The organism is Dyella japonica A8 (assembly GCF_000725385.1).
Lineage (GTDB): Bacteria > Pseudomonadota > Gammaproteobacteria > Xanthomonadales > Rhodanobacteraceae > Dyella > Dyella japonica_C.
The window spans coordinates 3,237,491-3,263,602 of sequence record NZ_CP008884.1; the positions used below are offsets into that span (position 1 = coordinate 3,237,491).

Genomic DNA, 26,112 nt, shown 5'->3' on the forward strand with positions numbered 1-26,112 from the left:
CATACCTGGCCATCCAGGAGACCGCTTCATGATGACCCGCAGGCAGTTTCTGGCTCGATCCACCCTGTTCGGCGGCGCGGCATGGCTCGCCGCCAACATGCCCGGCCGGCTGTTCGCCGCGGCAGCGCAAGGCAAGTCACTCGGCATCCAGTTGTACATGGTGCTCAAGGCGTATCAGGACGACCCCATGGGCGCGCTCAGGACGCTCAAGTCGATCGGCTATACGGAAATCGAGGCCATCGTCACCTCGACGGCAAAGACGCTGCGCGACCAATTGAACGAAACGGGACTGGCCTGCCCCAGCCTGCACTTCGACAGCCTCGGCATCGAACCTGGCATCGAAGCGGCGCATACGCTGGGCACGCAATACATCGTGAGCAGCATGCTGCCGTCCTTCATGGGCAAGATGAAGGGAAGCACGGGCGAACCCGGCTACACCCTCGATGGCGCCAAGCGCACGGCCGAGTTCGCCAACCAGGTGGGCGAGAAGGCGAAGCAGGCCGGCCTGCAGTACGCGTACCACAATCATCATCGGGAGTTCACCGATGTCGGCCACGGGCAGACGTTCTATGACGTGCTGCTCAAGGAAACCGACCCGGCACTGGTCAAGTTCGAGCTCGATTGCGGCTGGGTGCACGTGGGCGGCAAAAATCCCGCCGACTATTTCAAGGCAAACCCGGGGCGCATCCCGCTGATGCACGCCAAGGATTTCCTGCCCTCCCCGGGACTGAACCAGTATCCAGGTGCGGAACTCGGGCGCGGCACGGTGGATTACAAACCCATCATGGCGGCGGCGGATGCCTCGGGGCTCCGGCATTGCTTCGTCGAGCAGGAGGGCCCCTTCAGTCGCGTGGGCCAGCTCGACGCGGCGCGCATCGACTACGACTACTTGCGTCCGCTGCGCTGAGCAGCACGCCACTCCACGAACCGACAGCTTGTTCCCAGGGATCACCATGAACAACAACACCTACGATGCCATTGTCGTCGGCACCGGCGTCAGCGGCGGCTGGGCTGCCAAGGAACTCACGGAAAAGGGGCTCAAGACCCTGGTGCTGGATCGCGGCCGCATGGTCAAGCACGGCGAATACCCCACGGCCATGAAGGCCCCGTGGGAGCTTCCCTACGCCGATGAGCCGACGCGGGAGGATGTGCTGCGCCATCCCATCCATACGCGCCCGTCGTTCTATGGCATCACGCAGTCCACCAAGCACTGGTTCGTCGACGACCTCGACAATCCCTACGTGGAAACCAAGCCGTTCGACTGGTTCCGCGGCTACCACGTAGGCGGCCGTTCGCTGATGTGGGGCCGGCAAAGCTACCGCCTGGGCGACCTGGACTTCGAAGCGAACGGCAAGGACGGCGTCGGCGTGGACTGGCCCATCCGGTACGCCGACCTCGCGCCCTGGTACGACTACGTGGAAGAGTTCATCGGCGTGAGCGGATCGGTCGAACACCTGGCGCAGCTGCCGGACGGCCAGTTCCTGCCGCCGATGGAACTCAACTGCGTCGAGCAGGAATTTGCCGGCAGGCTGGCCGACAAGTTCAACCGCAAGCTCATCATCGGCCGCACGGCCAATCTTTCCGCGCCGCTCAAGCACGACAAGAGCCCACAGCGCGCCACCTGCCAGTATCGCAACCTGTGCATGCGAGGCTGTCCGTTCGGCGGCTACTTCAGCAGCAATTCGTCGACGCTGCCCTCGGCGGAGCGCACCGGCAACATGACGATCGTACCAAACGCCATCGTCCACGAGATGATTTACGACAACGCCAAGGGCAAGGCGACCGGCGTGCGCGTGCTCGATGCCGAGACGGGCAAGCAGACGGAATACTTTGCGCGCGTGATCTTTCTTTGCGCCTCAACCTTTGGCACCACGCACATCCTGCTCAACTCCACCTCCAGCCGCTTCCCGAACGGGTTTGGCAACGACAGCGGCGAGTTGGGGCACAACGTGATGGACCACCTCTTTGGCCACGGCGTCTCGGCCTCCGTCGATGGCCACGAAGACCGCTATTACACTGGCCGCCGTCCCAACGGTTTCTACATACCGCGTTACCGCAACCTCGGTTCGGAGAAGCGCCCTTACCTGCGCGGCTTCGGCTACCAGGGCAGCGCAAGTCGCCAGAACTGGTCGCGACTGGTCGACGAGCCCCTCCTGGGCGAAGACCTCAAGCGCGCCGCGGAAGAGCCCGGCCCGTGGCGGCTGGCCATGTCGGGGTTCGGCGAAATGCTGCCCTCCCACGACAACTACGTCACGCTCGACCGCGACCGCAAGGACAAGTACGGCCTGCCCATACTCAACTTCAACGTGGCGCACGGCGAGAACGAAAAGCGCATGACGAAGGAAATCGTCGATGACGCCATGGAGATGATGACCGCGGCCGGCTATCGCGACGTGAAGCCATACCATGTCGAGGCGAACGTCGGCGCAGCCATTCACGAGATGGGCACCGCCCGCATGGGGCGCGACCCGAAGACCTCGGTGCTCAATGGCTGGAACCAGATGCACGCCTGCAAGAATGTCTTCATCACGGATGGTTCGTGCATGACCTCGTCCGCCTGCCAGAACCCTTCCCTCACCTATATGGCCTTGACCGCGCGCGCCGCCAGCCACGCCGTCGAAGAACTGAAGCGCGGCAATATTTGAGGACATCGCCATGAATCGTCGCGAATGGTTGAAATGCGTTTCCACCCTGGCCATGGGGGCCGTGGCCGCACCGTCACTGCTGGCCATCTCCGATGCCTATGCTGCCGCGCAGGCACCGGGCTTTGCGCCGCAGTTCTTCAGCAAGGCGCAGATCGACGTGGTGAGCGCGGTGGTCGACATCATCATCCCGCGCGGTGGCACCCCGGGCGCCATTGATGCCGGCGTGCCGGCCTTCATCGACCAGATGTTTACCAGCGTCTACACCAAGGCCGAGCAGGCGCGTTACCTGAGCGCGCTCGCTTCGTTCGAACGCGCCGGCGCCAGGCCGTTCCTGCAACTGGACGAAGCGCAGCGCAAGGCGCTGGTGACGAAACTCCACGGCGCGGCGCTTTCCACCGGGAAGGGCGACACGCCCGAGCCCGCAGCCGACTTCGTGCTGATGACCAAGCGGCTCACCATGACGGGCTTCTTCCTGTCCGAGCCGGGCTGTACCCAGGTGCTGCAATACGCGGCGGTGCCGGGCGCTTACCAGGCCGACGTTCCGCTTGCCAAGGCGGGCAACGGCAAGGCCTGGGCCGTCGAAACGGCATTGGCGCTCTGACCCATGGGCCCCACGCGCAGACCGGGTGAACACGCATGAAGACACTCAAGGGCCCGGGCATTTTCCTTGCCCAGTACGCAGGTGACGAACCGCCGTTCAACAACCTGCCCGACATCGCCCGCTGGGCGGCGTCGCTGGGTTTTGCCGGAGTGCAGATTCCCACCAACGACCAGCGCCTGTTCGACCTTGAGCAGGCAGCGGCCAGCAAGACCTACTGCGACGACATCGCCGGCATGCTGGCGGAACATGGGCTGGTGGTCACTGAGCTTTCCACGCACCTGCAAGGCCAGCTGGTGGCGTCGCACCCCGCCTATGACCGGCTGTTCGACGGTTTTGCTCCACCGGCGCTGCGCGGCCATGCGCAGGAGCGGCAGGCCTGGGCCGTGGACCAACTCAAGCTGGCCGCGCGGGCCAGCCGGCATCTGGCCTTGTCGGCGCACGCTACGTTTTCCGGTGCGCTGGCCTGGCACCTGTTTTATCCATGGCCGCAGCGCCCCGCGGGCTTGATCGAGCAGGCGTTTACGGAACTGGGCCGGCGCTGGCGCCCTATCCTTGACGCTTTCGACGAGGCGAGCGTGGATGTGTGCTTCGAGCTGCACCCGGGCGAGGATCTGCACGACGGCGCCACCTTCGAGCGTTTCCTCGAAGCCGTCGACCACCACCCGCGCGCCAACATCCTGTACGACCCCAGCCACATGGTGCTGCAGCAGCTGGACTACCTGGCGTTCATCGACCTCTATCACGACCGTATCCGCGCCTTCCACGTCAAGGACGCCGAGTTCCGTCCCAACGGGCGATCCGGCGTGTATGGCGGGTACCAGAACTGGATCGATCGCCCGGGCCGCTTCCGCTCACTGGGTGACGGGCAGATCGATTTCGGCGCGGTGTTCAGCAAGTTCGCGCAGTACGACTATCCAGGCTGGGCCGTGCTGGAATGGGAGTGCTGCCTGAAAGACCCGCTGGTCGGCGCGAAGGAAGGCGCGGCCTTCATACGCGACCACATCATCCCGGTGACCGCTCGCGCGTTCGACGATTTCGTCGCAACCGAAGCCGATCCGGCGTTCAATCGCCAGCTGCTTGGCATCGACTAAGCCCATGGCGCGACGCCAGACCGTTGCGTACCGCCTCACCCATCCACCTGCCAACCGATCGGGGAAGTACAGGCCATGACAGATCACTCCCGCGGCATCACGCGCCGCGACGCGCTGGGGCGCATCGCGGCGGCCGCTGCGTTTGGTGCAGCATCATGGCTGCCCTCCGTCGACGCCTCGCCGAACAAGGCCGCGCAGGAGAAACCGGCGGCGGGCCGCCTCAAGCAGTCGCTGAGTCGCTGGACGTCCGACGAGCCCCTGTCCTCGCTTTGCCAACGACTGAAGGCGCTGGGCTTCGCCGGCGTGGATCTGCTGTACACCGACGAGTGGTCGACTGTGACCGACAGCGGCCTTGCCGTATCCATGGGTTATCCGTCGCGACGCAAGGACTTCATCGCCACGGGCTTCAACGACCCGGCCAATCACGCCCTGCTCATCAAGGAAATCGAAACCACCATTCCGCTCGCCAGGCAGGCAGGGGTGAAGAATCTGATCACCATGTTCGGCAATCGCCGGCCGGGCATCGACGAGCACCAGGCCCTCGCCCATTGCGTGGAGGGTCTGTCAAAGATTGCCCCTTATGCGGCGGAAAACGGCATCACCCTGTGCGTGGAGCTGCTCAACAGCAAGGTGGATCACCACGGCTACCAGGGTGACAGCACCGCGTTCGGCGTGGCCGTCATGAAGGGCGTCGGCTCGCCTCATGTGAAGCTGCTCTACGACATCTATCACATGCAGATCATGGAGGGTGACGTCATACGCACCATCCGCGACAACATCGCCTGGATCGGGCACTTCCACACTGGCGGCGTGCCGGGCCGGCACGAGATCAACGATACGCAGGAACTCAATTATCACGCGATCGCCAAGGCCATCGAAGACCTCGACTACCAGGGCTTCATCGCGCACGAATTCATGCCCGCGCAAGCGGACCCGTTCGCCTCCTTCGCCGAAGCGCTCAGGATATGCACGGTATGAACCTTCACCGGGAACACTCATGAAACACTCCCTGTCCATCGCCCTGCTCGCGCTTGCGGCCACAGAGCCGGCATCCGCCTGGGCACAGGCGGCCACGCCCACCGACCCCAAGGCCACCGAGCAATGGGAGCCCGTGCCCAGGACCGTCATGCCGGGCAACCGGGAAGGCGCGCCACCCGCGGACGCCGTCGTGTTGTTCGATGGCCGCGACCTCAGCCAGTGGGAAACCTCCAAGGACCATTCCGCGGCACGCTGGAAAGTCCATGACGGCGTGGTCACGGTCGACAAGGTCACGGGGAACATCCAGACCCGCCAACACTTCAGGAATTATCAGCTGCACCTGGAATGGCAGGTGCCGCGGGACGTCACCGGCGAAGGCCAGGCGCGAGGGAACAGCGGCGTGTTCCTTGCGTCCACCGGGCCGGGCGACGAGGGCTACGAGATCCAGATCCTCGATTCGTGGCAGAACAAGACCTATGTCAACGGACAGGCCGCCAGCGTTTACAAACAGGCGGCTCCCCTGGTGAATGCCATGCGTCCGCCGGGCGAATGGCAGACCTACGACATTGTCTGGAGCGCGCCCGTATTCGCCACGGACGGCACGCTCAAGTCGCCAGCGTACGTCACCCTGTTCCACAACGGCGTACTGGTGCAGAACCATACCCAGCTCACCGGGGAAACGCTCTACATCGGCAAGCCGACGTACAAGCCGTACGCCGAGGCGGCCATCAAGCTTCAGGCACACGGCGATCCGTCGCCGCCGATCAGCTTCCGCAATATCTGGGTGCGACCGCTGGATTGATCGACCGCTTAAAGCGTGTGCACGATCTACCGCCGAGTCGACTCCCCTCACCGTCATTCCCGCGCAGGCGGGAATCCAGCGTCTCCATGGGCCGCGAAAAGGCACTGGATTCCCGCTTGCACGGGAATGACGGTGAGGATATCCAGAGATCGTGGACGCGCTTTAAGCCGGCTCAGCGACACCGGGATAGTGCGTCACTGCGGCGGCGATACGCGATGCAGATCCTGCAAGGTCGTTGGCAACAGCTCGCTGATGGTGGGGTGGATATGCACCGCATGGGTCACGATGCGATACGGAGCATCCGCGTACATCACGTCCAGCAGGCTGTGAATGGCCTCATCCCCGCTTGCACCTAGCATGGCCGCACCGAGCAATCGCTCACTTTGGGCATCCACCACCACCTTCATGAAACCCTGGGTCTCGCCACGCTCGATGGCGCGGCCCACGCGCGTCATGGGGCGGATGCCGACCAGGACGTCGTAGCCACGCTGCCGCGCCTCGTGTTCGGTCATGCCGATGCGACCCAAGGGCGGATCGATATACAGCGCATAGGCGGGAATGCGGTCCGAGATGCGCCGTGGTTCATCGTCCAGCACGTTGGCCGCTACGATTTCATAGTCGTTGTATGACGTATGGGTAAAGGCGCCCCGGCCGTTGCAATCGCCCATCGCCCAGATGCCATCGACATTGGTGCGGCACTGGTCGTCCACCACGATGTACCCGTGCTCGTCGGTTTCCACTTCGGCGTGCTCCAGCCCGAGATCATCGGTATTGGGGCGACGACCGACGGCCAGCAGAAGATCGCTGCCACGGATTTCCATGCGTGGCTCAGCGCAGCGGGCGATCACGCCCACATCGCCGGCCGCTCCCTCCAGCTCGATGCACTCCGCCCCCAGATGCAGGGCAATGCCGTCGTTCTGCAGGATGCCCGCGATGGCGGCGGAGACATCCGGGTCTTCGCGGGGCAGCAGTCGTTCGCTGCGTTCGATGATGGTGACGCCGGCGCCGAAGCGCCTGAACATCTGGCCGAACTCCAGGCCTATGTAGCTACCACCGACGATGAGCAGGTGGCGCGGCAACGTCTTCAGGTCCATCACGCCGACATTGGTGAGATACGGCACGGTGTCGACACCGGGGAAATCCGGCGCCACAGCCCGGCCACCGACATTCAGGAAGATGTGTTCCGCTTCGATGACCTCGTCGCCCACCCTCAGCACGCGGGGCGATTCGAACCGCGCGTGCCCGCGTATCAGGGTGACGTTCGGCATGCCGGCCACCCAGGACTCGACGTTGCCGCGCGAACGCTCCGAAATGCCACGCGTGCGTTTCCACACGCCTTCCATGTCGACCCTCACCTGCCCGCCGGTCGAGACGCCGTATTCGGCGGCGCGGCGCCCCATGTGCGCCACGTAGGCGCTGGCCACCATGGCCTTGGTAGGTATGCAGCCCGTGTTGACGCAGGTGCCGCCCATCAGCTTGCGCTCGATCAGCGCCACGCTGCGCCCTGCCGCGCCGAGGCGCGCGGCCAGCGAAGGACCGGCCTGCCCCGCGCCCACCACGATCGCGTCAAATCGCCTGCTCATGCCCATTGCTCACGCCGCCTGGAGCGGGTAAGCGTGGCACTCCGGCGTGTAAGGAACCGTCAATGCAGGGAGTTGCCGGTATCAGCGCCGTTTGCTCGCGGGCGCAACGCGGAGGGTTCACTGCCTTACATCGATCTCGTTGGTGACTTCCTTTACGCCAGTCACCTTCCGCACGAGGGCATCGATCCGCGATTTCTCCGCATCGTTCCTGACCGGGCCGCGCAACACCACGGCGCCGTCCGAGACGATGACCATGACGTGGTGCCCGGCATCGGACAAAGACGCGTCGTTGGCGATGGCCTGGCGGACGGAGGCCTGCAACTGCGCATCTTCCGAACTGTGGATCTGTGACGCCGCCTGATGTGGTGGCGCCTGAAGGGCCATGACCTGACCAACCACGAACAGGCCCAGCCAGCCCGGCATTGCAAGCTTCATATCCCTACCCCGCGACGATGCGATATCGCTACGCGGCCTATTAGCCACTGCCCGGCGTGAATCGCGCGTGCAATGGGCGGATGCGCGCGAAACCCGGGCGAGCACTCAGAACCGCGCGCGCAGCTGCTCGACCAGCGCCCGAATCTGCCCAAGCTGGGCCACGATGGCGTCACGACGCGCGGACAGGGTCTCATCACCATCGGATTCCAGCATGCCGGGATCGATCAGTCGCAACGAGCCGACCAGACGATGAATCAGGTTGTGCTGCGCCGTGGTGTCGTGTTCAGCGAGTGCGAGGTCGAGTTTCGCCACGTCGGCGTTACCGGCATCGAGCAACCCCTCGAGCAAGGTCTTCACCTGCGCTTCGGAGCCGAATACGTTGGTGAGATAGGCCAGCCGGTCCCTGCCGGATCGCCCGCCGTCGACGGCGCCGGTCACCGCCTGATGTCTGATGCCGGCGATCTTTTGCTCCAGCTCATCGAGTTGCACCGGCTTGGCGAGGAAATCATCCATGCCGGCCCGCCGGCATCGATCGACCTGCTCGGGCAGCGCACTCGCCGACAGCGCGATGATCGGCAGATGCCGTGCCTGGCCGGCTTCCGCGTGCCGTATGCGTTCGGCCAGCGCGTATCCATCCAGTACCGGCATGTGGCAGTCGGTGATAAGGATGTCGTAATGCCCCTCCTGCAGAGCCGCCCAGGCTTGCTGTCCGTCTTCCACGACAAGGTGTTCGTACCCGAGCAGGTCCAGCTGCCGCCCGATCACCGCACGGTTGATCGGATGATCTTCGGCGACCAGCACGCGGATGTCGCGGGCGCCATCCGGCATCGCCACTGACGTCGCCGCGCGTGCCGCCCCCAGGCCCAGCGCCATGCGACAGGCCTCCACCGACGAACGCCAGAGCAGCGGGCTGCCGCACAGCATGATCCGGCCGCCGTCCACACGGAAACCCCGCGGATCGGTATCGCCCTGGACATGGATGGTGGGCGCACCGGCGACGATGACGCCCTCTTCGATCAGCTCCGCATCGGCCACATAGACATCCACGTCCTCCGCGGTGAACTCGGCAACATCCTCGGGATCGATCTCCATGGCCATCAGGCCCATGGCGGAAAGCGCATTGGCCAGCTCCTGCTCGAGCGTCGCGTCGCGGGTGCACACCAGGGCGCGCTTGCCCGCCATGCCGTGCACGCCGGATGCCGCCTGTGTCACGGGCAGATCGACTTCAAAGATGGCGCGGGTGCCGCTTCCGGCCCCGCTGTTGAGCTGAACATCGCCGCCCATCATGTGGGCCAGCCGGCGACAGATGCTCAGGCCAAGCCCGGTGCCGCCGAAGCGGCGCGTGGTGGATGCCTCTGCCTGCGTAAAGGGCTGGAACAGCCGGTTGAGCTGATCCTGTGAAATGCCGATACCTGTATCGGTAACGCAGAAGCGGAGGCGATGTGCGCCACCGTTCTCGCCCATCATGTCTACGCGCAGCATCACATGCCCGGTGGCGGTGAATTTCAGCGCGTTACTCAGCAGGTTATTGATGATCTGGCGGATGCGATTGGCGTCACCGCGATACTCAGAAGCCAGTCGCCAGTCCTGCACCAGGTACAGGTGAAGATGCTTCTGCTGCGCACGCGCCGCAAACGTACCGATCGCGCTGTCGGTCAGCAGGCGAAGATCAAACGGCTCCGGTTCCAGCTCGAGCTTTTCCGCTTCGATACGGGAAAAATCCAGGATGTCGTCAAGGATCTGCAGCAGCGACTCGGCCGAGTCCTGCACCATGCCCACCATATGCGACTGCTCGGCGTTCAGTGGCGTCTTGGATAGCAGCTCCACCAAACCCAGCACGCCAGCCATGGGCGTGCGGATCTCGTGGCTCATCATGGCAAGGAAGGCGCTCTTGGCCGCCACTGCGGCCTCGGCCGTGGCCTTGGCCTCTACCAGCGCCTGTTCGTGCTCCTTCAGCACGGTCACGTCGGCACAGTAGACGCTCCAGAAATAGCCGCCGTGGTCCGTAGGCTTGGGCTCGCCACCCAGGGCACGTATCCAGCGCGTGGCATGGTTGACGCGCGTGCGGAACTCGATCGCTTCCGCGTGATGCGCGTGGAAGGACTGGCCCACCAGCGCACGTACCGCCTCCCGGTCACCCTCCTGTGCGACATCCAGTGGACTGGATGCGCCGGACAGAATGTCCTGGTGCGACATGCCGAACAGGGCAAGCGTGGGCCCGCTGACATATTCGTAGGAACGCTTGCCATGCACATCGACAAGCAGGCGCATGACCACGCCCGGAAGGTTTTCATTGGTATCGAGGAGGCGCTGTTCCGAGGCACGCGCCCGGGCCTCGGCATCCCGCATGCGCTTGTAGCCGAATCCAATGATGGCCACCACCGATGCGCTGATGGCCAAGCCGATCAGCACCCATCGCCATGGCGCGCCATAGTTGTAATCGGCGCGGAGCCAGCGGCCGCGGATGGCTTGTCGCTGATTGTCCTTCAGCCCGGCAATGACATTGTCGATCAGGTTGGCCAGGCGAGCCTTGTCACGGCTGACGCCGAAGGTGAAATCCTGATCCAGCCCGACGGGTGCCACCACGCGCAAGGTGGCCGCGTAACGATCACGTATGAGCGCGTCGATGGCCGGCAAGGTGCCGATATACGCAGCCACATCACCCTTGGCCAGCAGCGCCAGGCCTTCGTCGTTGCTCACTGTAGGAACCAGCTCGGTGCGCGGCAGAAGCACTTTCAGTCCGTCGATCAGGCCTTCCTCTTCCCGCACGGCCACCTTCCTGCCGCGTAGGTCCTCGGGCCCCGCGATGGCTGGGCCACCGACGCGCGCCACGATCACTTCAGGAAAGTGCTCATAAGGGCGCGTAAAGGTCATGCTCGAGGGGTCGTAGTCCGTGGACATGGCGGCAGCGACCACGTCCACCTCCTTGGCTGCCACGCGGCGCTGGAGGTCATCCAGATCCCGCGCCGGCACGAACTCCAGCCGCAGGCCGAGTTCGTTCTTGACCACCTCGAGATAATCGTTGGCCAGACCGTCGAGCCCGCCATCCTTGTCCATGAAGCTGTAGGGATAGCGATCGGTTTCATAGCCGACCCGGATCGTGCCGAGGCCGGCAAGCCATTGGCGGTCGTCAGTGGTCAGGTGGTGCCCATGGGGAATGGGCGCCGACAGGTCGACAGTAAGGCCCCAGCGCGCTCGAAGGTTGGCCAGCTCATCGTCACTGATCGAGGCCTCCGACTTGCGCAGAATCGATGCCAGCATCGTCTCGCCTTGCGGCACGGCAAGTGAAGCGCGCAAGACCCCCATGTCCGGCAGGCGGGCCAGGATCACCAGGTCGTCGCGCTCGCGTTCGGCCAGCAGCCAGCGCGTGCGGCCGAGTGCGCCAATGAACGCATCTGCCTGCCCCTGCGCGACCAGGTCCAGAGCTTGCCTGGCATCGTCGGAGTAGACCACCGTGGCGGCCGGAAGGCGTGTCTTCAGCTGACGAGTGAAGTACTTGCCGAGCCGCTCCATGGCAATACGTTTATCCGCCAGGCTCCCTTCGTCGACGATCTTCAGGTCACCTTTGCGCGTGACCAGAACGAAGTTCGACTCCACATAGGGCTTCAGATAGTCAAGACGCGTGCTCCTCCCGTAAGGCTGGGCTACCAGCAGATCAAACGGAATGGGCTTGTCCACGTCGTCGAAGGCGATGTAGTCCCAATCCGTGAAGGGGCGGAACTGCAACCGCAACCCTACCTTGCCAGCCACGCGCTTCGCGTAGTCCACGCCAAAGCCATCCGGCGCGCCCGCCACCCAGGCTTCCAGCGGAAAATGGTTCCCGGCGTATACGCCCACCTGTATCACCGGATGGGCCGCAAGCCACTCGGATTCCTGCGGGGTCAGCGTCACCGGTATGTCCGTGGAGGCCTGTGCACAGGTCGTCGCCACGAACATGGCCAGCATCCATGCAAGCCGACGGCACGCCTGGACAGCTGTATCCGCGGCGGAATGGCACGACCACGGGGCATGCCGATTCGCTTTGCCTGCCCGCCAACCACGATGCATAAACGTCCCCTGTCTGATCGATTCAAGACATCAGGATAAGAATCGTGAACAAGCACCATCCATGAGAAACATCCGAATTGCCCGGACTGACAATCGCTTGGCGTGACGTGGTCGCTATCCTTGCCACCTTGTTTCCCGATCAACCGTCCAGCCAGCCATGCCCATCCGAGCTTTTCTTGCCGACGATCACCCCATTGTGCGCTCCAGCGTCCGCATGGAGATCAGTCGAATCGCCGATGTCCAGGTCGTCGGCGAGGCGTCGACGGCCGACGAGCTCGTTGCGTTCATCCGTACCGAGCCTTGCGACCTCCTCGTCACCGACTTCAGCATGCCGGGCGATGTCGACGAAGACGGCCTCGCCATGCTGGACACGATCCGGCGCCTTCGGCCTGACCTGCCCATCGTCGTGCTGACCATGCTGACCAACCTCGCCCTGCTTCGCGCCATCCATGACCGGGGCGTGTCCTGCCTCGTCATCAAGTCCGATGGCATGAGCGAGCTGGCTTCCGCCCTGCGAGCAGTCGTTGCCGGCGACAGTTACGTCAGCGCCAATGCGCGGCACCTGTTCCACGCGGCATCGCGGCGCGACGCGGCACCCGGTGTCGCGCTGACGGATCGCGAGGCCGAGGTGTTGCGGCTCTTCGCCTCTGGACGGTCCGTTTCCGAAATCGCCGCTCAGCGCGGGCGCAGCGTGAAGACCATCAGCCACCAGAAAATCAGCGCCATGAACAAGCTGGGGCTGCGCAACGACCCGGAGCTTTACACGTACGCGCATGAGCATGGGTTGTGCTGACCGGAAAGTCGCTAGATTGAGCCAGCACTTGCGGCTGCCGCATCCGCAAAATCAACACGGGAAGCCAAGTAGATCTACTTAGCCACTCCCGTGCACTCCCGCCCTTGCCAGGATGAAGAGCGGGCAGCGGGCGAAGAAACACCACGCCCCATCCCGCGCCATGCAGGTCCAGGGCGTGGTGAAGCGCTCCATGAAGGAGCGCGCCGGGTCAGGGGGCAAGCCATTCCATTTCGGACAGGGCAACGCCTTGCGATGCACTGGCCCGCTCCACCCGCCAGCGGTAATGCGCATAGCTGCCCGGGTGCGTCACGCCAAAAGCGCGCGTCTGCCGACGCCAGGGAAAGCTCTCGCCCCGTCGTTCGTCCAGGGTGACCCAGTGAACGCCGTCACTGGAGCCTTCCAGTGTCCACGATCCGGGGTCGCGCCCCGGCTGTGCCGATGACGTCAGGGTATACATGCTCACCTGTCCCGGCTGCTTCAGGTCGAGCTGGACGATCGGCTCCGCGCCGCGCAGCAAGGCCTCGGTATCGGACGTGTTGTCACTCAGGGCGCGCGCCGCCGCCTTGTCGCCCGGCACGAGCACCTGGGCGCCCTCGCTGTCGGCTAGATCGACCAGCGGCGCGGGCTTTTCACTGCCCTGGGTGATCGACGGAAGCCGCGCATCGCCCGCGGCGCTGCCCCAGGTCGAGGGCGCATCGCCCATGCGGAAGTCGAGCACCGCGCCATTCGCGAGGTCGGTATGCGCCAGCCAGCTGCGGTCGTACGGCTTGCCGTTGAGCATCACGCTCTGGATGTAGCGATGGCGGTCGCTCACTTCCGGCGCGCGAATGTCGATGGTCTTGCCGTTCTCCAGGTGGATGATCATGTGCGGGAAATAGGGTGCGCCGATGGCGTACGTCGGCGTGCCCATGCGCAGCGGGTAGAAACCGGCGGCACTGAATACCCACCAGGCGGACATCTCGCCGTTGTCCTCGTCACCGGGATAGCCCTGCCCGATCTCGCTGCCGACGTAGAGCCGTGACAGGGCATCACGCACTTTGTCCTGCGTTTTCCATGGCTGGCCCGCCAGGTCGTACATGTACAGGATGTGATGCGATGGCTGGTTGCTGTGCCCGTACTGGCCCATGCGCACGTCGCGCGCCTCCAGCATCTCGTGGATGATGTCGCCGTAGGCGCCCACGTGGAAATCGGTACCTGCCCCGAAGAACGCATCGAGCTTTCCTGTGAGCGCCTCAACGCCGCCATAGAGATTCGCCAGCCCTTGCCCGTCCTGCACGCCTTCGAACGTCATGTTCCAGGCGTTGGTTTCCGTATAGTCGCCGCCCCAGGCGAAGGGGTCGAAATGCGCGGCGTCGATGCGCCATGAGCCATCGGGCTTGCGGCCCACGAAGAAGCCAGTGGCAACATCGAACAGATTCACGTAGCCAAGCGAGCGGCTGCGAAAATAGCGGGCATCGTCCGCGTAATGCGCTGCGTACGGATCATTGGCCTGATGGTCGGCGGCCAGCGTCTGCGCCAGTTCACCGATGCCGAAGTCATTGAGGTAGCCGGCCATCGACCACGACAAGCCCTCGTCGGTGCTGTTGTCCACATAGCCATGGAACACCGATCGCGCGATACCTTTGCGGCCGGCGCCAGGCACGTCGCTGACCACGGTCGCGTCCTTCAGGGCCGCCTGGTAGAACGAACGCACGTCGAAGTTTCGAATGCCCTTGTTCCATGCATCGGCGAACGCCACGTCCGCGCTGGTTCCCACCATGAGGTCGGCGTAGCCGGGCGACGACCAGCGGGCGATCCAGCCGCCATCACGGTACTGCTGCACGAAGCCATCGATCATCTCGCCGGCCTGCGTGGGTGTCAGCAAGGCATAGGCCGGCCACGCGGTGCGATAGGTATCCCAGAGGCCATTGTTGACGTAGGGCTTGCCAGCGAGCACGCGCGCGCCCGTCTGGGTTGGCGTATTGGCGCCGGCAGGTGCGGAGAACGGACTCGCGTAGCGATAGTCGGGATGAGCAAGCGTCCCGAGGTTTTCGAATGCTTCATTCGGATACAGGAACAGGCGGTAGAGATTGGAATACAGCGTGACCTTGTCGTGGGCACTGGCACCGGGAATTTCGATGCGACCCAGCATGTCGTCCCAGCGCTGCGCCGCGCGGGCCTGCACCTTGTCGAAGGTATCGCCGTCCGCGATTTCCTGGGCCAGGTTGCGCCTGGCCTGTTCCAGGCTGATGAGCGAGGTGGCCATGCGCATCGTCACGACCTTGTCGGCATGGGTATCGAAACCGAACCATGCGGCGACATGGTCGCGCCCCTGCCCCGTCAGCCGGCCGCTCTCCGTCACGGGGCGATCAAAGGTCGCGTAGAAGAACAATCGCGTCGCTCCGGTCGAGAGCCGACTGGCGACATCGGAATACCCGCTGATACTGGCATGGGCCGCGTCCAGCTCGATGTCGCCCTTGTCGTTGCGGTTGTCGAACAGCAGCTGCGAGCGGTCGCCGGTGAAGGTGAAACGCATCATGGCGGCGTGGTCGGTCGGTGTCATCGCGGCGCTCATGCCGTTGTCGAACCTGACCTGGTAAAGATCGGCGCGAGCGATCTCGTGATCGTGCGTGAAAGCCAGCGAGCGCGCGTCGCGATCCAGTGGCGGCGCGCCGGCAGCCACGGCCGCCGGCATGACCTGAAAGGTCTGGCGATCACCCATCCACGGGCTGGGCTCGTGACTGAGGGCGAATGCCTGGATGCGCGGATGGTTATCCGCGCCGTTGCGATCCTGGTACTGGTAGATCCAGTCGGAGCCGGCTTGCGTGGTCGGCGTCCAGAAGTTGAACCCGTGCGGCAGCGCTACCGCGGGAACGTTGTTGCCGCGCGAGAAATGCGCGTTGGCATTCGTGCCGCGGCGGGTGTCCACATAGGTATGGGGCGCGGCCGCAGCATCGGTCGGGGCTGTGTCGGCCAGATGCAGGTCGTCGATATAGCCGTGGAATGCCTCCGCGCCCTGGGGGGCATCCTCCACCAACTCGACGGTGGCCACGGTTTTACCGGCAGCCACGGCGCCCACGTCGATATCCAAAGCGTTCCACTGGTTGTCGTGCAGCACACGTGAGCTGCCCTGCGCTGCCGCGCTCGCGTGTACACGATGCTGATCCGCGGCATCGAGCGCGGACAGGCGCGTGCCATCGGTGAACAGTAGATCCACCGCTACGTATTGCGCATCGCCGCGCGCCTTGCCGGAGGCGTCCGCCGGAAACACGACGTAGGAGAGGTGCGTGGCCGCCGTCACCGGTTGCCTGAGTCGATACAGCGTGGCGCGGCGTTCGCGCGGGGTCGGCACCGCATGGGCGTCGTAGCGAAGACAGCGTACGCCGGTAAAGCCGGCACCCGGCCGGGAGGTGAGGGATTCCTCCTTGCCGGGGCCGGGTACCACGCTCATTCGCCAGCCGTCGACGCTGGCCGATAAAGGTTGGGGCTCACCGACCTCAAAAGAGCTGGCAAAACCCCGGGACAGGGTTGCTGCCAGCGCCGGTGCCGCAAGCACCAGTGAGAGTCCGGCCGACAGCATGACCACCCCTGCGCGACGCTGCCGCCACGCTGACAAGCACTGCCCCATTTCTGTCTCCCCGGAAGACCGCGGACCGGTCATTCTTTGCAATTAGATCGATCCAAGTCAATCACTTTAAAAAAAGCCACGCAGTGACGAGCCCGATCAACGGATGCCCAGCAAGGTGGCCTTGGGTCGACTTTAGCCTGCAACGGCACCGGGATGCTTGCTGCGGCGCACGAACAAGGCGCGCCTTTTTAGCCTCTATTTTGCCCGGGTGTTATTGACCTCATGAAATATACCCGGGTATATTTCGCGCCCACCGTTCGTGCCCACCCCGGGTCTGCACAGGGAGCCCCACATGACATCAAAAGCTCCACACCTGGAACCCACCGAGGCAGCGGGCCGTGCATTCGTCAGGCGCGCCGTGGCAGGCAGCATCGTCATGCTCAACCTGCTGCGCTTCCGCGACATCGCCGACTACACCGCCACCCCCGAGCTGGCGCCAGCCTCGCCGATCACCGGCGAAGAAGCTTTCCAGCGCTACATCGCACACACGCTGCCTTTCCTGCGGGAGTCCGGCGGCAGCATCGAATGCCTCGGCAAAGGCGGGCCATTCCTGATCGGACCAGCCGACGAGCGCTGGGACATGGCGATGCTGGTGCGTCAGCACAGCGTTGAGTCCTTCCTGGGCTTTGCCTCGCATCGCGCCTATCTCGCCGGCCTGGGGCATCGCACGGCAGCGCTGGAAGATTCCCGGCTGCTTCCGCTTACGGACGCGAACCGCCCATTCACGAAGGAAGCGCCATGAACAATCCCGTCACGACACCGCACGACGAACGCAACATCCGCCTGCTGACCCGCCATTGGCAATGGCTGGAAGCACAACCCCGTGGCATCAACGCAAACCTGCGCCAGCTGGTGGAAATGGCGAGCCGTGACGTGGATGGCCGATACCGCGCGGCGTCGATCAGGGAGTCCTGCTATCTGTACATGCGCGATATGGCGGGGGATCGCCCTCACTTCGAGGAAGCCGTCCGCGCGCTGTTTGCCCATGACCGGGACAAGCTGCAGCAGCAGATCTCCTCCTGGCCCCTGCCGGTCCAGAGGCATATCTGCGAACTCCTTGATGCCATGCCGGCGAATGGCGCCAACGGAGCAGCGTGATGGATCGCATCCAGCGCAAAGCGCTCGTGCAGGCCTACAAGCTGGCGTTTCCGCCCATGGGCATCTTCGCCATCCGGAACCTGGCCAACGGACGCATGCTCATCGACCAGAGCACCAACCTGACGGGCGCCATCCACCGCCACCGGATCGAACTCACGTTGGGCACCCATCGCAACAAGCCATTGATGCACGACTGGCAGGTGCATGGCGACGCCGGCTTTGCGTTCGAGGTGCTGGAGAAGATCAGCGAACGTCCCGAGCCCGACTTTGACTACAAGGCGGAACTGGCGCGACGGCTGGCGAGTTGGCGAACCCGCGTACCGCTGGGCTCGGCGGCTTCCTACCTCTAGCGCGCCGGGGCCGAGGGTGCGCGCACACAAAGTCCTTGCAGGGTCCGCGCGACGATAGCGGGGCGTGTTTGCCTCGCCCGACATGGTTCCTTATCGTCGAACCACGGAACATCGACCTCATCCCTCCCCTCACACCAGCAACGAGGTTCCCCATGGAATATCGGCATTTGGGTGCATCGGGTTTCAAGGTTCCCGTGCTCAGCTTCGGCACGGGCACGTTTGGCGGCAAGGGGGATTTCTTCGGCGCCTGGGGCAATACCGACGTCGCGGAGGCCAGGCGGTTGATCGACATCTGCCTCGATGCCGGACTCACCCTGTTCGACAGCGCGGACATCTATTCCAACGGCGTCGCCGAATCGGTGCTGGGCGAAGCGATCAAGGGCCGACGCGACCGCGTGCTCATCTCCACCAAGGCGACCTTCCGCTTTGGCGAAGACCCGAATGATGTCGGCTCGTCTCGCTTTCACCTGCTGAAGTCCTGCGATGCCGCGCTCAGGCGTCTGGGCACCGATGTCATCGACCTGTTCCAGTTGCACGGCTTCGATGCCATGACGCCGGCCGAGGAAACGCTTTCGACGCTCGACGCTCGACGATCTCGTGCGTGCAGGCAAGATCCGCTACGTGGGCGTGTCGAACTTCTCCGGCTGGCACCTGATGAAGTCGCTCGCGGTCGCCGATCGCTACGGCTATCCGCGCTACGTCGCCAACCAGACCTGCTACTCGCTGATCGGTCGCGACTACGAGTGGGAGCTGATGCCGCTAGGCATCGACCAGGGCGTCGGCGCCGTGGTGTGGAGCCCGCTGGGCTGGGGCCGCCTCACCGGCAAGATCCGTCGCGGCGAACCCTTGCCGGCCACCAGCCGCCTGCACAAGACCGGCGACCTGGGCCCGCAGGTGAGCGACGACTATCTCTATCGCGTCGTCGATGCACTGGACGAGGTCGCTGCGGAGACGGGCAAGAGCGTGCCGCAGATCGCGCTGAACTGGCTGTTGCAGCGCCCGACCGTGTCGACTGTCGTGATCGGTGCGCGCAACGAGGAGCAGCTGAAGCAGAACCTCGGCGCCGTCGGCTGGAACCTCACGCGCGAACAGGTCGCCAGGCTCGATGCCGCGAGCGGAGTGACGCCAGCCTATCCGTATTGGCACCAGCAGGGTTTCACCGAGCGCAATCCCTCACCGGTTTGATGGCAACAAAAAAGGGCGCCTCCGATACGGGGCGCCCTTTGATTCCTGTGGTGGCGATCAACCGGCGTTGAGCGCGTGATCCACCATGGCCTGCGCCTCTTCCAGCAACCGCTGCAGGTGCGCCTCGTCCTTGAAGCTCTCGGCGTAGATCTTGTAGATGTCCTCGGTGCCCGACGGGCGCGCGGCGAACCAGCCGTTGGCCGAGGCGACCTTGATGCCGCCGATGGGCGCACCATTGCCGGGCGCGCGATCCAGCACGGCCTCGATCTTTTCGCCCGCGAGCTGCGTGCTCTTCACCTGATCCGGCGACAGCCTGGAAAGCTTCGCCTTCTGCTCGGTGTTGGCCGGGGCATCGACGCGCTCCGACACGGGGCGGCCCAGCTCATCGGTCATCTGGCGATACAGCTCGCCCGGATCCTTGTCCATGCGCGCGGTGATTTCCGCCGACATCAGCGCGGCGGCAATGCCATCCTTGTCGGTGCTCCACACGCCGCCGTCGCGACGCAGGAACGACGCGCCGGCGCTCTCCTCGCCGCCGAAACCGAGCGAGCCATCGAACAGGCCCTCGACGAACCACTTGAAGCCCACCGGCACTTCGTAGAGCCGGCGTCCCAACCGCTTCGCCACGCGGTCGAGCAGCGCGGTGCTCACCAGCGTTTTGCCAACGGCTGCATCGTTGCGCCACTGGGGGCGATGACGGAACAGGTAGTCCACCAGCACGGAAAGATAGTGATTAGGCAGCAACAGGCCCGTGGTGCGCGTCACGATGCCGTGCCGATCGTGGTCGGTATCGCAGGCGAAGGCCACGTCGTAGCTGTCCTTCAGGCCGATCAGCCGCTGCATGGCATGCGATGACGAGGGATCCATGCGGATCTTGCCGTCCCAGTCCACGCTCATGAAGCGGAACGTGGGGTCCACCACCTCGCTCACCACGGTAAGGTCGATGCCGTAACGGTCGGCAATCGGCGCCCAGTAATGCACGCCCGAACCACCGAGCGGATCCACGCCCAGGCGCACGCCGCTGGCGCGCACCGCGTCGAAATCGATCACGTTGGCCAGGTCGGAGACATAGGCATCGAGGAAATCGTGCTCGTGCGTGGTCGATGCACGCAGCGCTTGTGCGAGCGGCACACGGCGCACTTCGCGCAGCCCGCCTTCGATCAATGCGTTGGCGCGCTTCTGCACCCAGCCGGTGATGTCGGTATCGGCGGGACCGCCATTGGGCGGGTTGTACTTGAACCCGCCACCGTCCGGCGGGTTGTGCGAAGGCGTCACCACGATGCCGTCGGCAAGCCCGTGCGTGCGTCCACGGTTATAGGTGAGGATGGCGTGCGAAATGGCTGGCGTCGGCGTGTATTCGCCACCCTTGGAAACCATGGTCTCTACACCGTTCGCCGCGAGCACTTCCAGCGCGCTCTCCAGTGCCGGCTGCGACAGCCCATGCGTGTCGATGCCAATGAGCAAGGGGCCGTCGATGCCCTGCCCCGCGCGGTATTCGCAGATGGCCTGGGTAATGGCGAGCACATGCCACTCGTTGAAGCTGCGGTCGAACGAGCTGCCGCGATGGCCGGACGTGCCAAACGCCACGCGCTGGGCCGGCACACCCACGTCGGGGCGCAGGTCCATATAGGCATCACGCAGGCGCGCCACATCCACCAGCTGGCCCTCGGGAGCCAGCTTGCCAGCCAGCGGACTGAGGCGGCCGCTCATCGGGACACCTCACGGAAGTCAGGAACAGCGGGCTGGCGCAGGCGGTAAGACGTGGTCATGCGTGGACGCATCCTGAGTCGACAGAAAGATCGACATTGACCCTCGCCGCGGCGCTGCGTGTCAATACCGCGGACTGCCGCAAGACGCGGCAAACGTTCACATGAAGTGAAATGCGTGCTGTGGGCCAGCCCGCGTTCAGCGCAACTGGCTGTCCTTGCTGCCGCGACGGTTGTAGCCGCTGAAGGCGGCCTCCTTGTCCTGCGCGGCCTGGCAGTTCACGCACAGGCGCACGCCGGGCACGGCGTCGCGGCGCGCCTCCGGAATCGGGGCGTCGCATTCTTCACAGTGAGTGAGTCCAGGGCCTTGCTGCAGGCGGCTGCGCGCACGCTTTACCGCGTCTTCCACGGTCGCGTCGATCTGGTCCTGTACGGCGCCATCGCCGGCCCAACCCGTTGCCATGACTGCTGCCTCCCGACACTGCTGGCGACCCCGAAACGCAGGGTCACGCGCAAATATGGGGACGCAAAGGGTTTTTTCCATCCCTTGGCCATGGCGGAACCACGACAAAGGTTCAGAATCGCTTGCGCAGGAAGTAGCGCGCGCCGCCCACCGGGTGATCGGGGATCTCGCCGAAGACCGTGTAGCCGAGTTTCTCGTAGAAGCCGCGCGCCTGGAATGCAAAGGTGTCCAGCCACGCGCCCACGCAACCGCGCTGCCGGGCGACGGCCTCGGCGCGCTGCATCAGCGCCGTGCCGACATCCTGCCCGCGCATCGATTCCGGCACGGCAAGCAGATCCACGTGCAGCCAGTCGAGCGCGGTCTCACCCCACAGCCCGCCAGCGACATGACCGTGCTCGTCGCGCAGGGCGATGACCAGCGGCTGGATGTCCAGCGCCGGGACTTTGCTGAGGTTGTAGGCACGCAACGGCGCGGCAATGGCTTCGCGGTCCGCCGAACCGGGTTCGGCGATTTCCACCAACTCAACGATCATGGGTGGACGGTTTCCGTGCTGCCCGATGCCTGCGGGGGCGCGCTGGAGGCGTTGCCGAGTTTGGCCAGGTCACCGCTACCGTCAAAGCCGCCGCCCAGGGCCTCGATCAGGCGAATGGAAATATCGGCCTGCTGGCTCTGCAGCAGGGCCAGGCGCTGCTGCGCGGTGAGCAGTTGCTGGCGGCTGGTGAGCGGCGTGAGTGGACCTCTCAGGCCACCCTTGTAGGCCTTGAGCGCGTCGTCCCAGCTCTTCTGCGCGTCGTCCACCGAGCGCTTTTCCAGCTCGATCTGCTGACGTACCGACGCCAGCGCGGACACCTGGTCCGACACGTCGTTGAGCGCGCTGATCAACAAGCCGTTGTAACGCGCCACCATCGCGTCGTATCCGGCATCCGCGGCCGCGAGGTGCGCGCGGCGACGGCCACCGTCGAAGATCGGCAGGCTCAGCGCGGGGCCAAAGGCATACTGCCGGGCCTGCAGCGACAGCACATTGGTGCTGGCACCCACGGCGACCAGCCCGGCGACGGCCGACACGCTGACGTTGGGCAGGAAATCCTTCTTGGCAGACTTGACGTCCTTGCTGGCGGCCTCGATTTCCCAGCGCGCGGCGACCAGGTCGGCTCGCCGGCCGAGTAGATCCACCGGAAGCTTGTCGGGCAGCACGGCCGGGCCACGATCGGCCATATGCGGGCGCTCGATGTCCAGGCCGCGATCCGGCCCCTGCCCCAGCAACACCGACAGGCTGCTGCGCGCGGCGTCGATGGCGCGATCAGCCGCCACCTTCTGCTGCTCGGCGCCAGCCACCTGCGAGTCGGCCAGGTGCTCCTGCTGCGGCGTGTCAAGGCCGCCCTTCACCAGCTTGCGCGTCACTTCCAGCGTGCGGCTGGCACGCTCCAGTTCGGCATCGGCCACGTCCTTGGTCGCGAAGGCATAACCCAGTTGCACATAGGCGCGCGCCACGTTCACGGACAGCTCGATGCGCGCGGCGTGCGCTTCGATTTCCACCGCGCGGCTGTGGCCAAGCGCACTTTCCCAGGCGGCACGCTTGCCGCCCCACAGGTCCAGATCCCAGGAGAAATCCGCGGTCAGCGACTTGCTCCAGGCAAACTTGCCCAGCACGTACTCCGGGTAGATCGGGTTCTTCTTCGACAGGTCGGCGCCCGTGATCGATGCATCGAAATTCGCCTGCGGCTTGCGACCTGCGTTGACGCCATCCGCGATGGCCTGCGCCTGACGCGCGCGCGCCTGCGCCTGCTCCAGGCTGGGGTTGTTCTTCAACGCCTCTTCGATCAAGGCGGTGAGCTGGGGGTCGCCATAGGCCACCCACCAGTCCTGCGCCGGCCATGCCGTGGGACTCAGCTGCACATCGGCAAGGCTGCGCTCGGACTTCAAGCTGCCAGGCTCGGTCATCGTGCCGGTGGTATGCAGGCCGCGGCTGGTGGCGCAACCGGCAAGGACAAGGCTGAGCGCGATGGCGGCGGGAAGAGTGAGGGAGCGCATGGCGGGGTTCCGGAAAGAAAACACAAAGGCACGCGACGCCACATGGCGATCATCGACGTAACGATGGACCGATACGGACGCCACGCAACGAACGGCAGCGCGCACCTGTGCGCCCATTATATCGCCGCCCTTCCGGGCCGCGCAGCGCGTGTGTGGCTCCAACATGCTCCACGCGGCCTCTACCATCGTCCAATTGCCAGTCGCATATTCACCATTTCGTGTACTTGGCGACACGGCCGCCGACGCTTAACCTCCACCGGCATCCGCGCGCCTTCCGAACGAGGCGCGGCAGCACATCACACAAGGAGTCCACGGTCATGTCCAAAGTCGCTTCCGCCAGCATCGTTTCGACGGGCAGCAACTATCTCCACCACGTCGAGGCCGGGCACTTCAAGCTCGACACCGACGAACCCGTCAAGCTGGGTGGCCAGGGTGCCGGGCCCGCGCCGTTCGACTACTACCTCGCCTCGCTCGCCGCATGCACCGCGATCACCCTGCGCATGTACGCCGAACGCAAGGGCTGGGATCTGGGTGAGTTCCGCGCGGAACTGCAACTGGACCGCGACGACGACGGACGCCTGCATGTCATGCGCACGCTGCATGCCTCGGCACCACTCACGGACGATCAGTGGAACCGCCTGCTCGAGATTGTCGCCAACACACCCGTGACCAAGGCGATGCGCGAAGGCGCAGAGATCAACAGCCGGCGCGGCGATTCACCTTCGGCAGCCTGATCTCGCCTCGTCGGCCCAAGCAGATGTGCTCGCATCGCAAGTACTTGCTTCTTCTCACAATGCGACGCCATTCACCGGAACGTCACCGGCTTCTATGCGAAAGTCCCTTCAGTGGAAACACGGGCGCGTCCGTTCCCAGGCTCGATGAGGGTGTAGCCCAATCGCTGTTCGCGGTGCCAGGAATGTCCGGGGATGCACTGGCCCAGTAGCCGATGCCCAGACCGGAAGTAAGGAAGGATGCTGCGCGACCATACCGCGCCGCCCGCAAGCCCCGGGGCCACGCAAGCCCGGGGAGCAACGGTAAACATGGGGAAGGACACAATGGGGGAAACGTACGCGCCGCGCACCTGGGGCCGCCATGTCTTCGTATGCATGGCCTACGCCATCAGCTATGCACTGCTGCGCGATATTTCCGTGTCGCACTGGAACTTGCCGGCCGGCCTGCGTATCGCCTGCCTGCTGCTGCTCCCTTCCCGCTACTGGCCTGCGCTGCTCGTCGGCGAGCTGATTCCCGTGGGCTATCACGCCTGGCATTGCGTCGATGATTTCGGCTGGCGTTGGTCGGTGCTGGCCGCCATGCCGCCGCTGCTGCCGCTCATGGCCCTGGTTGCATGGGTGCGACGGCACGCCCGACTGCTGCTGGGCGTGCACCAGGTCAATATGCCGATGTTGCTCGGAGTAATTTTCGCGGGTGCAACACTCACCGCGCTTGACGATGTCATCGTGGTAACCGCCGCACAGGTGCCGCTGGGAATGCCTGCGCCGCAGATCGATGCGCAGGTGGCGTTCGGCTACTTCCTTGGCAACTATCTTGGCGCGCTGGCGATTGCGCCATCCGCCATCGCCGTCTATCTGTGGCTGACTGACAAGACCTCCGCAACCATCGAGGCACCCTTGTGGCGCAGCCGCCTCGCCAAGGATGTCGTGGTCGGCGTGCTGACCTCGCTGCTGGTCCTGATGGGCCTGGTCTTCAGCAGTCAAGGCGACAGCATGCAGGTGTTCCGCATCGCCATGTTCCTGCCGGTGGTGTGGCTGACCTCACGCCATGGCTGGCAAGGCGCGGCACTCGGCGGCACGCTGGCGAGCGTGGCGGTCACCATGACCTCTTCCATCGTGCGTGACCCGGCAGTCATCCAGGCACAGGCACTGATCGCCTTCGCCATCACCACGCTGCTGATGCTCGGCTCGCGCATCGCGCAGCAGGCTGTCGCCAGCCACGAACAACACGCCGACACGCTGCGCGGCTTCCAGCTGGCCCAACAGGGGCTTTACCTCGAAGAACTGCGATTGCGGCAGGCGGCCGATGCGTTGGAAAACATCGGCCACACCATCCGCGAAAACCACAATCGCCTGCTGGACCGTCTTCGACATGTGCTCCCTACGAACGAAGGGCGCACGTACGAAAGACAGGTAGCCCTGGCGCAGCACGAGATGCACCGTCTGGCCAACGCCCTGTATCCGCGCGGATGGCGCGAGCGCGGCGTGCCGGCCACCTTGCGCGAAGGTCCGTTCGCGCAGGCCATCCACATGGCGGGCGCCACCTACGAATGCGAGCTGTCGGGCAGAGGCCTGAGCCAGCTTGCTCCCGACGTGCACATGGCGCTGTATCGCCTCGCCTGCGAAGTGCTGGTCCATGTACTGTCGCGCGGCCCCATGCAGCATATCCAGCTGCAACTGCGCGGCGGCCATACCCGCGGGCGGCGCTGGGTGGTCATGCGCCTGACGGGACACCGCGCCCCCGTGCTCAACCCCGGCCTACCCGAGCAGGCGGGTGACGAAGCATGGAAGCAGGCGATGACCCTGCTGGGCGCGAGTGGACTGGGCATCTCCTCCATCCGCGATCGCACCCATATCTACGGTGGCGACGTGCATCTTCGCGAGACCGGTCCGCTCGTCGGCGTCACCCTGCTCCTGCACGATTCGCTGCGGACATCGGTAACTCACCGGGGCACTCCGCGCTAGG

General features: G+C 64.8%; 20 protein-coding genes and 1 pseudogene. 13 read left to right on the top strand and 8 right to left on the bottom strand.

Features of this window, described 5'->3' with window-relative positions:
- Nucleotides 1–28: 28 nt before the first annotated feature.
- From HY57_RS13515 to HY57_RS13540, 6 genes are all read left to right on the top strand, one after another.
- Nucleotides 29–907, top strand: a complete 879-nt coding sequence (locus HY57_RS13515; protein ID WP_019467489.1) for a sugar phosphate isomerase/epimerase family protein — start codon at nt 29–31, stop codon at nt 905–907.
- 46 nt (nt 908–953) lie between these two features.
- A complete protein-coding gene (locus tag HY57_RS13520; protein WP_019467488.1) occupies nt 954–2,645 on the top strand; it encodes a GMC oxidoreductase in 1,692 nt (563 codons plus the stop codon).
- 10 nt (nt 2,646–2,655) lie between these two features.
- Nucleotides 2,656–3,246: a gluconate 2-dehydrogenase subunit 3 family protein gene (locus HY57_RS13525; RefSeq protein WP_019467487.1), complete on the top strand. Its 591-nt coding sequence runs from the start codon at nt 2,656–2,658 to the stop codon at nt 3,244–3,246.
- Nucleotides 3,247–3,281: 35 nt separating this feature from the next.
- Nucleotides 3,282–4,337 (top strand): sugar phosphate isomerase/epimerase family protein, encoded by a 1,056-nt coding sequence (locus HY57_RS13530; protein WP_019467486.1) that lies wholly within the window; start codon nt 3,282–3,284, stop codon nt 4,335–4,337.
- A gap of 75 nt (nt 4,338–4,412) precedes the next feature.
- Entirely contained in the window at nt 4,413–5,315 is a 903-nt protein-coding gene (locus HY57_RS13535) for a hydroxypyruvate isomerase family protein (RefSeq protein WP_019467485.1), read from the top strand.
- Between the two features lie 19 nt (nt 5,316–5,334).
- Nucleotides 5,335–6,117, top strand: a complete 783-nt coding sequence (locus HY57_RS13540) for a 3-keto-disaccharide hydrolase (protein ID WP_019467484.1) — start codon at nt 5,335–5,337, stop codon at nt 6,115–6,117.
- A gap of 194 nt (nt 6,118–6,311) precedes the next feature.
- Here the strand turns inward: HY57_RS13540 and HY57_RS13545 are convergent, their stop codons facing one another.
- From HY57_RS13545 to HY57_RS20930, 3 genes are all read right to left on the bottom strand, one after another.
- On the bottom strand, nt 6,312–7,700 hold the full coding sequence (locus HY57_RS13545) for an FAD-containing oxidoreductase (protein WP_026034315.1): 1,389 nt from the start codon (nt 7,698–7,700) through the stop codon (nt 6,312–6,314).
- Nucleotides 7,701–7,817: 117 nt separating this feature from the next.
- Nucleotides 7,818–8,123 carry a BON domain-containing protein gene (locus HY57_RS13550; protein WP_019467482.1) on the bottom strand — a complete coding sequence of 102 codons (306 nt, stop codon included), beginning with the start codon at nt 8,121–8,123 and terminating at the stop codon, nt 7,818–7,820.
- Between the two features lie 117 nt (nt 8,124–8,240).
- Nucleotides 8,241–12,071 (bottom strand): ATP-binding protein, encoded by a 3,831-nt coding sequence (locus tag HY57_RS20930; protein WP_158407933.1) that lies wholly within the window; start codon nt 12,069–12,071, stop codon nt 8,241–8,243.
- A gap of 268 nt (nt 12,072–12,339) precedes the next feature.
- Between HY57_RS20930 and HY57_RS13560 the strand changes: the two genes are divergently transcribed.
- Nucleotides 12,340–12,975 carry a response regulator transcription factor gene (locus tag HY57_RS13560; protein WP_026034314.1) on the top strand — a complete coding sequence of 212 codons (636 nt, stop codon included), beginning with the start codon at nt 12,340–12,342 and terminating at the stop codon, nt 12,973–12,975.
- A gap of 208 nt (nt 12,976–13,183) precedes the next feature.
- Here HY57_RS13560 and HY57_RS13565 read toward each other — a convergent pair whose 3' ends face one another.
- Nucleotides 13,184–16,405, bottom strand: a complete 3,222-nt coding sequence (locus HY57_RS13565; protein ID WP_019467479.1) for a GH92 family glycosyl hydrolase — start codon at nt 16,403–16,405, stop codon at nt 13,184–13,186.
- Between the two features lie 553 nt (nt 16,406–16,958).
- Here HY57_RS13565 and HY57_RS13570 point away from each other — a divergent pair.
- The 4 genes and pseudogenes from HY57_RS13570 to HY57_RS13585 all read left to right on the top strand — a co-directional run bounded on the left by HY57_RS13570 (nt 16,959) and on the right by HY57_RS13585 (nt 19,215).
- Nucleotides 16,959–17,324 carry a hypothetical protein gene (locus tag HY57_RS13570; protein ID WP_019467478.1) on the top strand — a complete coding sequence of 122 codons (366 nt, stop codon included), beginning with the start codon at nt 16,959–16,961 and terminating at the stop codon, nt 17,322–17,324.
- Nucleotides 17,321–17,680, top strand: coding sequence for a DUF2239 family protein (locus HY57_RS13575; RefSeq protein ID WP_019467477.1), 360 nt, complete (start codon nt 17,321–17,323; stop codon nt 17,678–17,680). The genes HY57_RS13570 and HY57_RS13575 overlap by 4 nt, the downstream gene beginning before the upstream one ends.
- Nucleotides 17,680–18,030 (top strand): GIY-YIG nuclease family protein, encoded by a 351-nt coding sequence (locus HY57_RS13580; RefSeq protein ID WP_019467476.1) that lies wholly within the window; start codon nt 17,680–17,682, stop codon nt 18,028–18,030. The genes HY57_RS13575 and HY57_RS13580 overlap by 1 nt, the downstream gene beginning before the upstream one ends.
- 152 nt (nt 18,031–18,182) lie before the next feature.
- Nucleotides 18,183–19,215 (top strand): annotated as a pseudogene (locus tag HY57_RS13585) (aldo/keto reductase).
- Between the two features lie 57 nt (nt 19,216–19,272).
- On the opposite strand, the gene pgm reads toward HY57_RS13585, so the two are convergent.
- The 4 genes from pgm to HY57_RS13605 form a co-directional block, all read right to left on the bottom strand.
- Nucleotides 19,273–20,925 (bottom strand): phosphoglucomutase (alpha-D-glucose-1,6-bisphosphate-dependent), encoded by a 1,653-nt coding sequence (gene pgm / locus HY57_RS13590; RefSeq protein WP_019467473.1) that lies wholly within the window; start codon nt 20,923–20,925, stop codon nt 19,273–19,275.
- A gap of 195 nt (nt 20,926–21,120) precedes the next feature.
- Nucleotides 21,121–21,384: a DksA/TraR family C4-type zinc finger protein gene (locus HY57_RS13595; protein ID WP_019467472.1), complete on the bottom strand. Its 264-nt coding sequence runs from the start codon at nt 21,382–21,384 to the stop codon at nt 21,121–21,123.
- Between the two features lie 112 nt (nt 21,385–21,496).
- A complete protein-coding gene (locus HY57_RS13600; protein ID WP_019467471.1) occupies nt 21,497–21,916 on the bottom strand; it encodes a GNAT family N-acetyltransferase in 420 nt (139 codons plus the stop codon).
- Nucleotides 21,913–23,415 (bottom strand): efflux transporter outer membrane subunit, encoded by a 1,503-nt coding sequence (locus tag HY57_RS13605; protein WP_038581087.1) that lies wholly within the window; start codon nt 23,413–23,415, stop codon nt 21,913–21,915. Before HY57_RS13605 ends, HY57_RS13600 begins: the two co-directional genes overlap by 4 nt.
- A 317-nt stretch (nt 23,416–23,732) precedes the next feature.
- Here HY57_RS13605 and HY57_RS13610 point away from each other — a divergent pair, with 317 nt between their 5' ends.
- On the top strand, nt 23,733–24,149 hold the full coding sequence (locus tag HY57_RS13610; protein WP_019467469.1) for an OsmC family protein: 417 nt from the start codon (nt 23,733–23,735) through the stop codon (nt 24,147–24,149).
- A 321-nt stretch (nt 24,150–24,470) separates the two neighbouring features.
- Nucleotides 24,471–26,111 carry an MASE1 domain-containing protein gene (locus HY57_RS13615; RefSeq protein WP_019467468.1) on the top strand — a complete coding sequence of 547 codons (1,641 nt, stop codon included), beginning with the start codon at nt 24,471–24,473 and terminating at the stop codon, nt 26,109–26,111.
- The last annotated feature ends 1 nt before the right edge of the window (nt 26,112 follow it).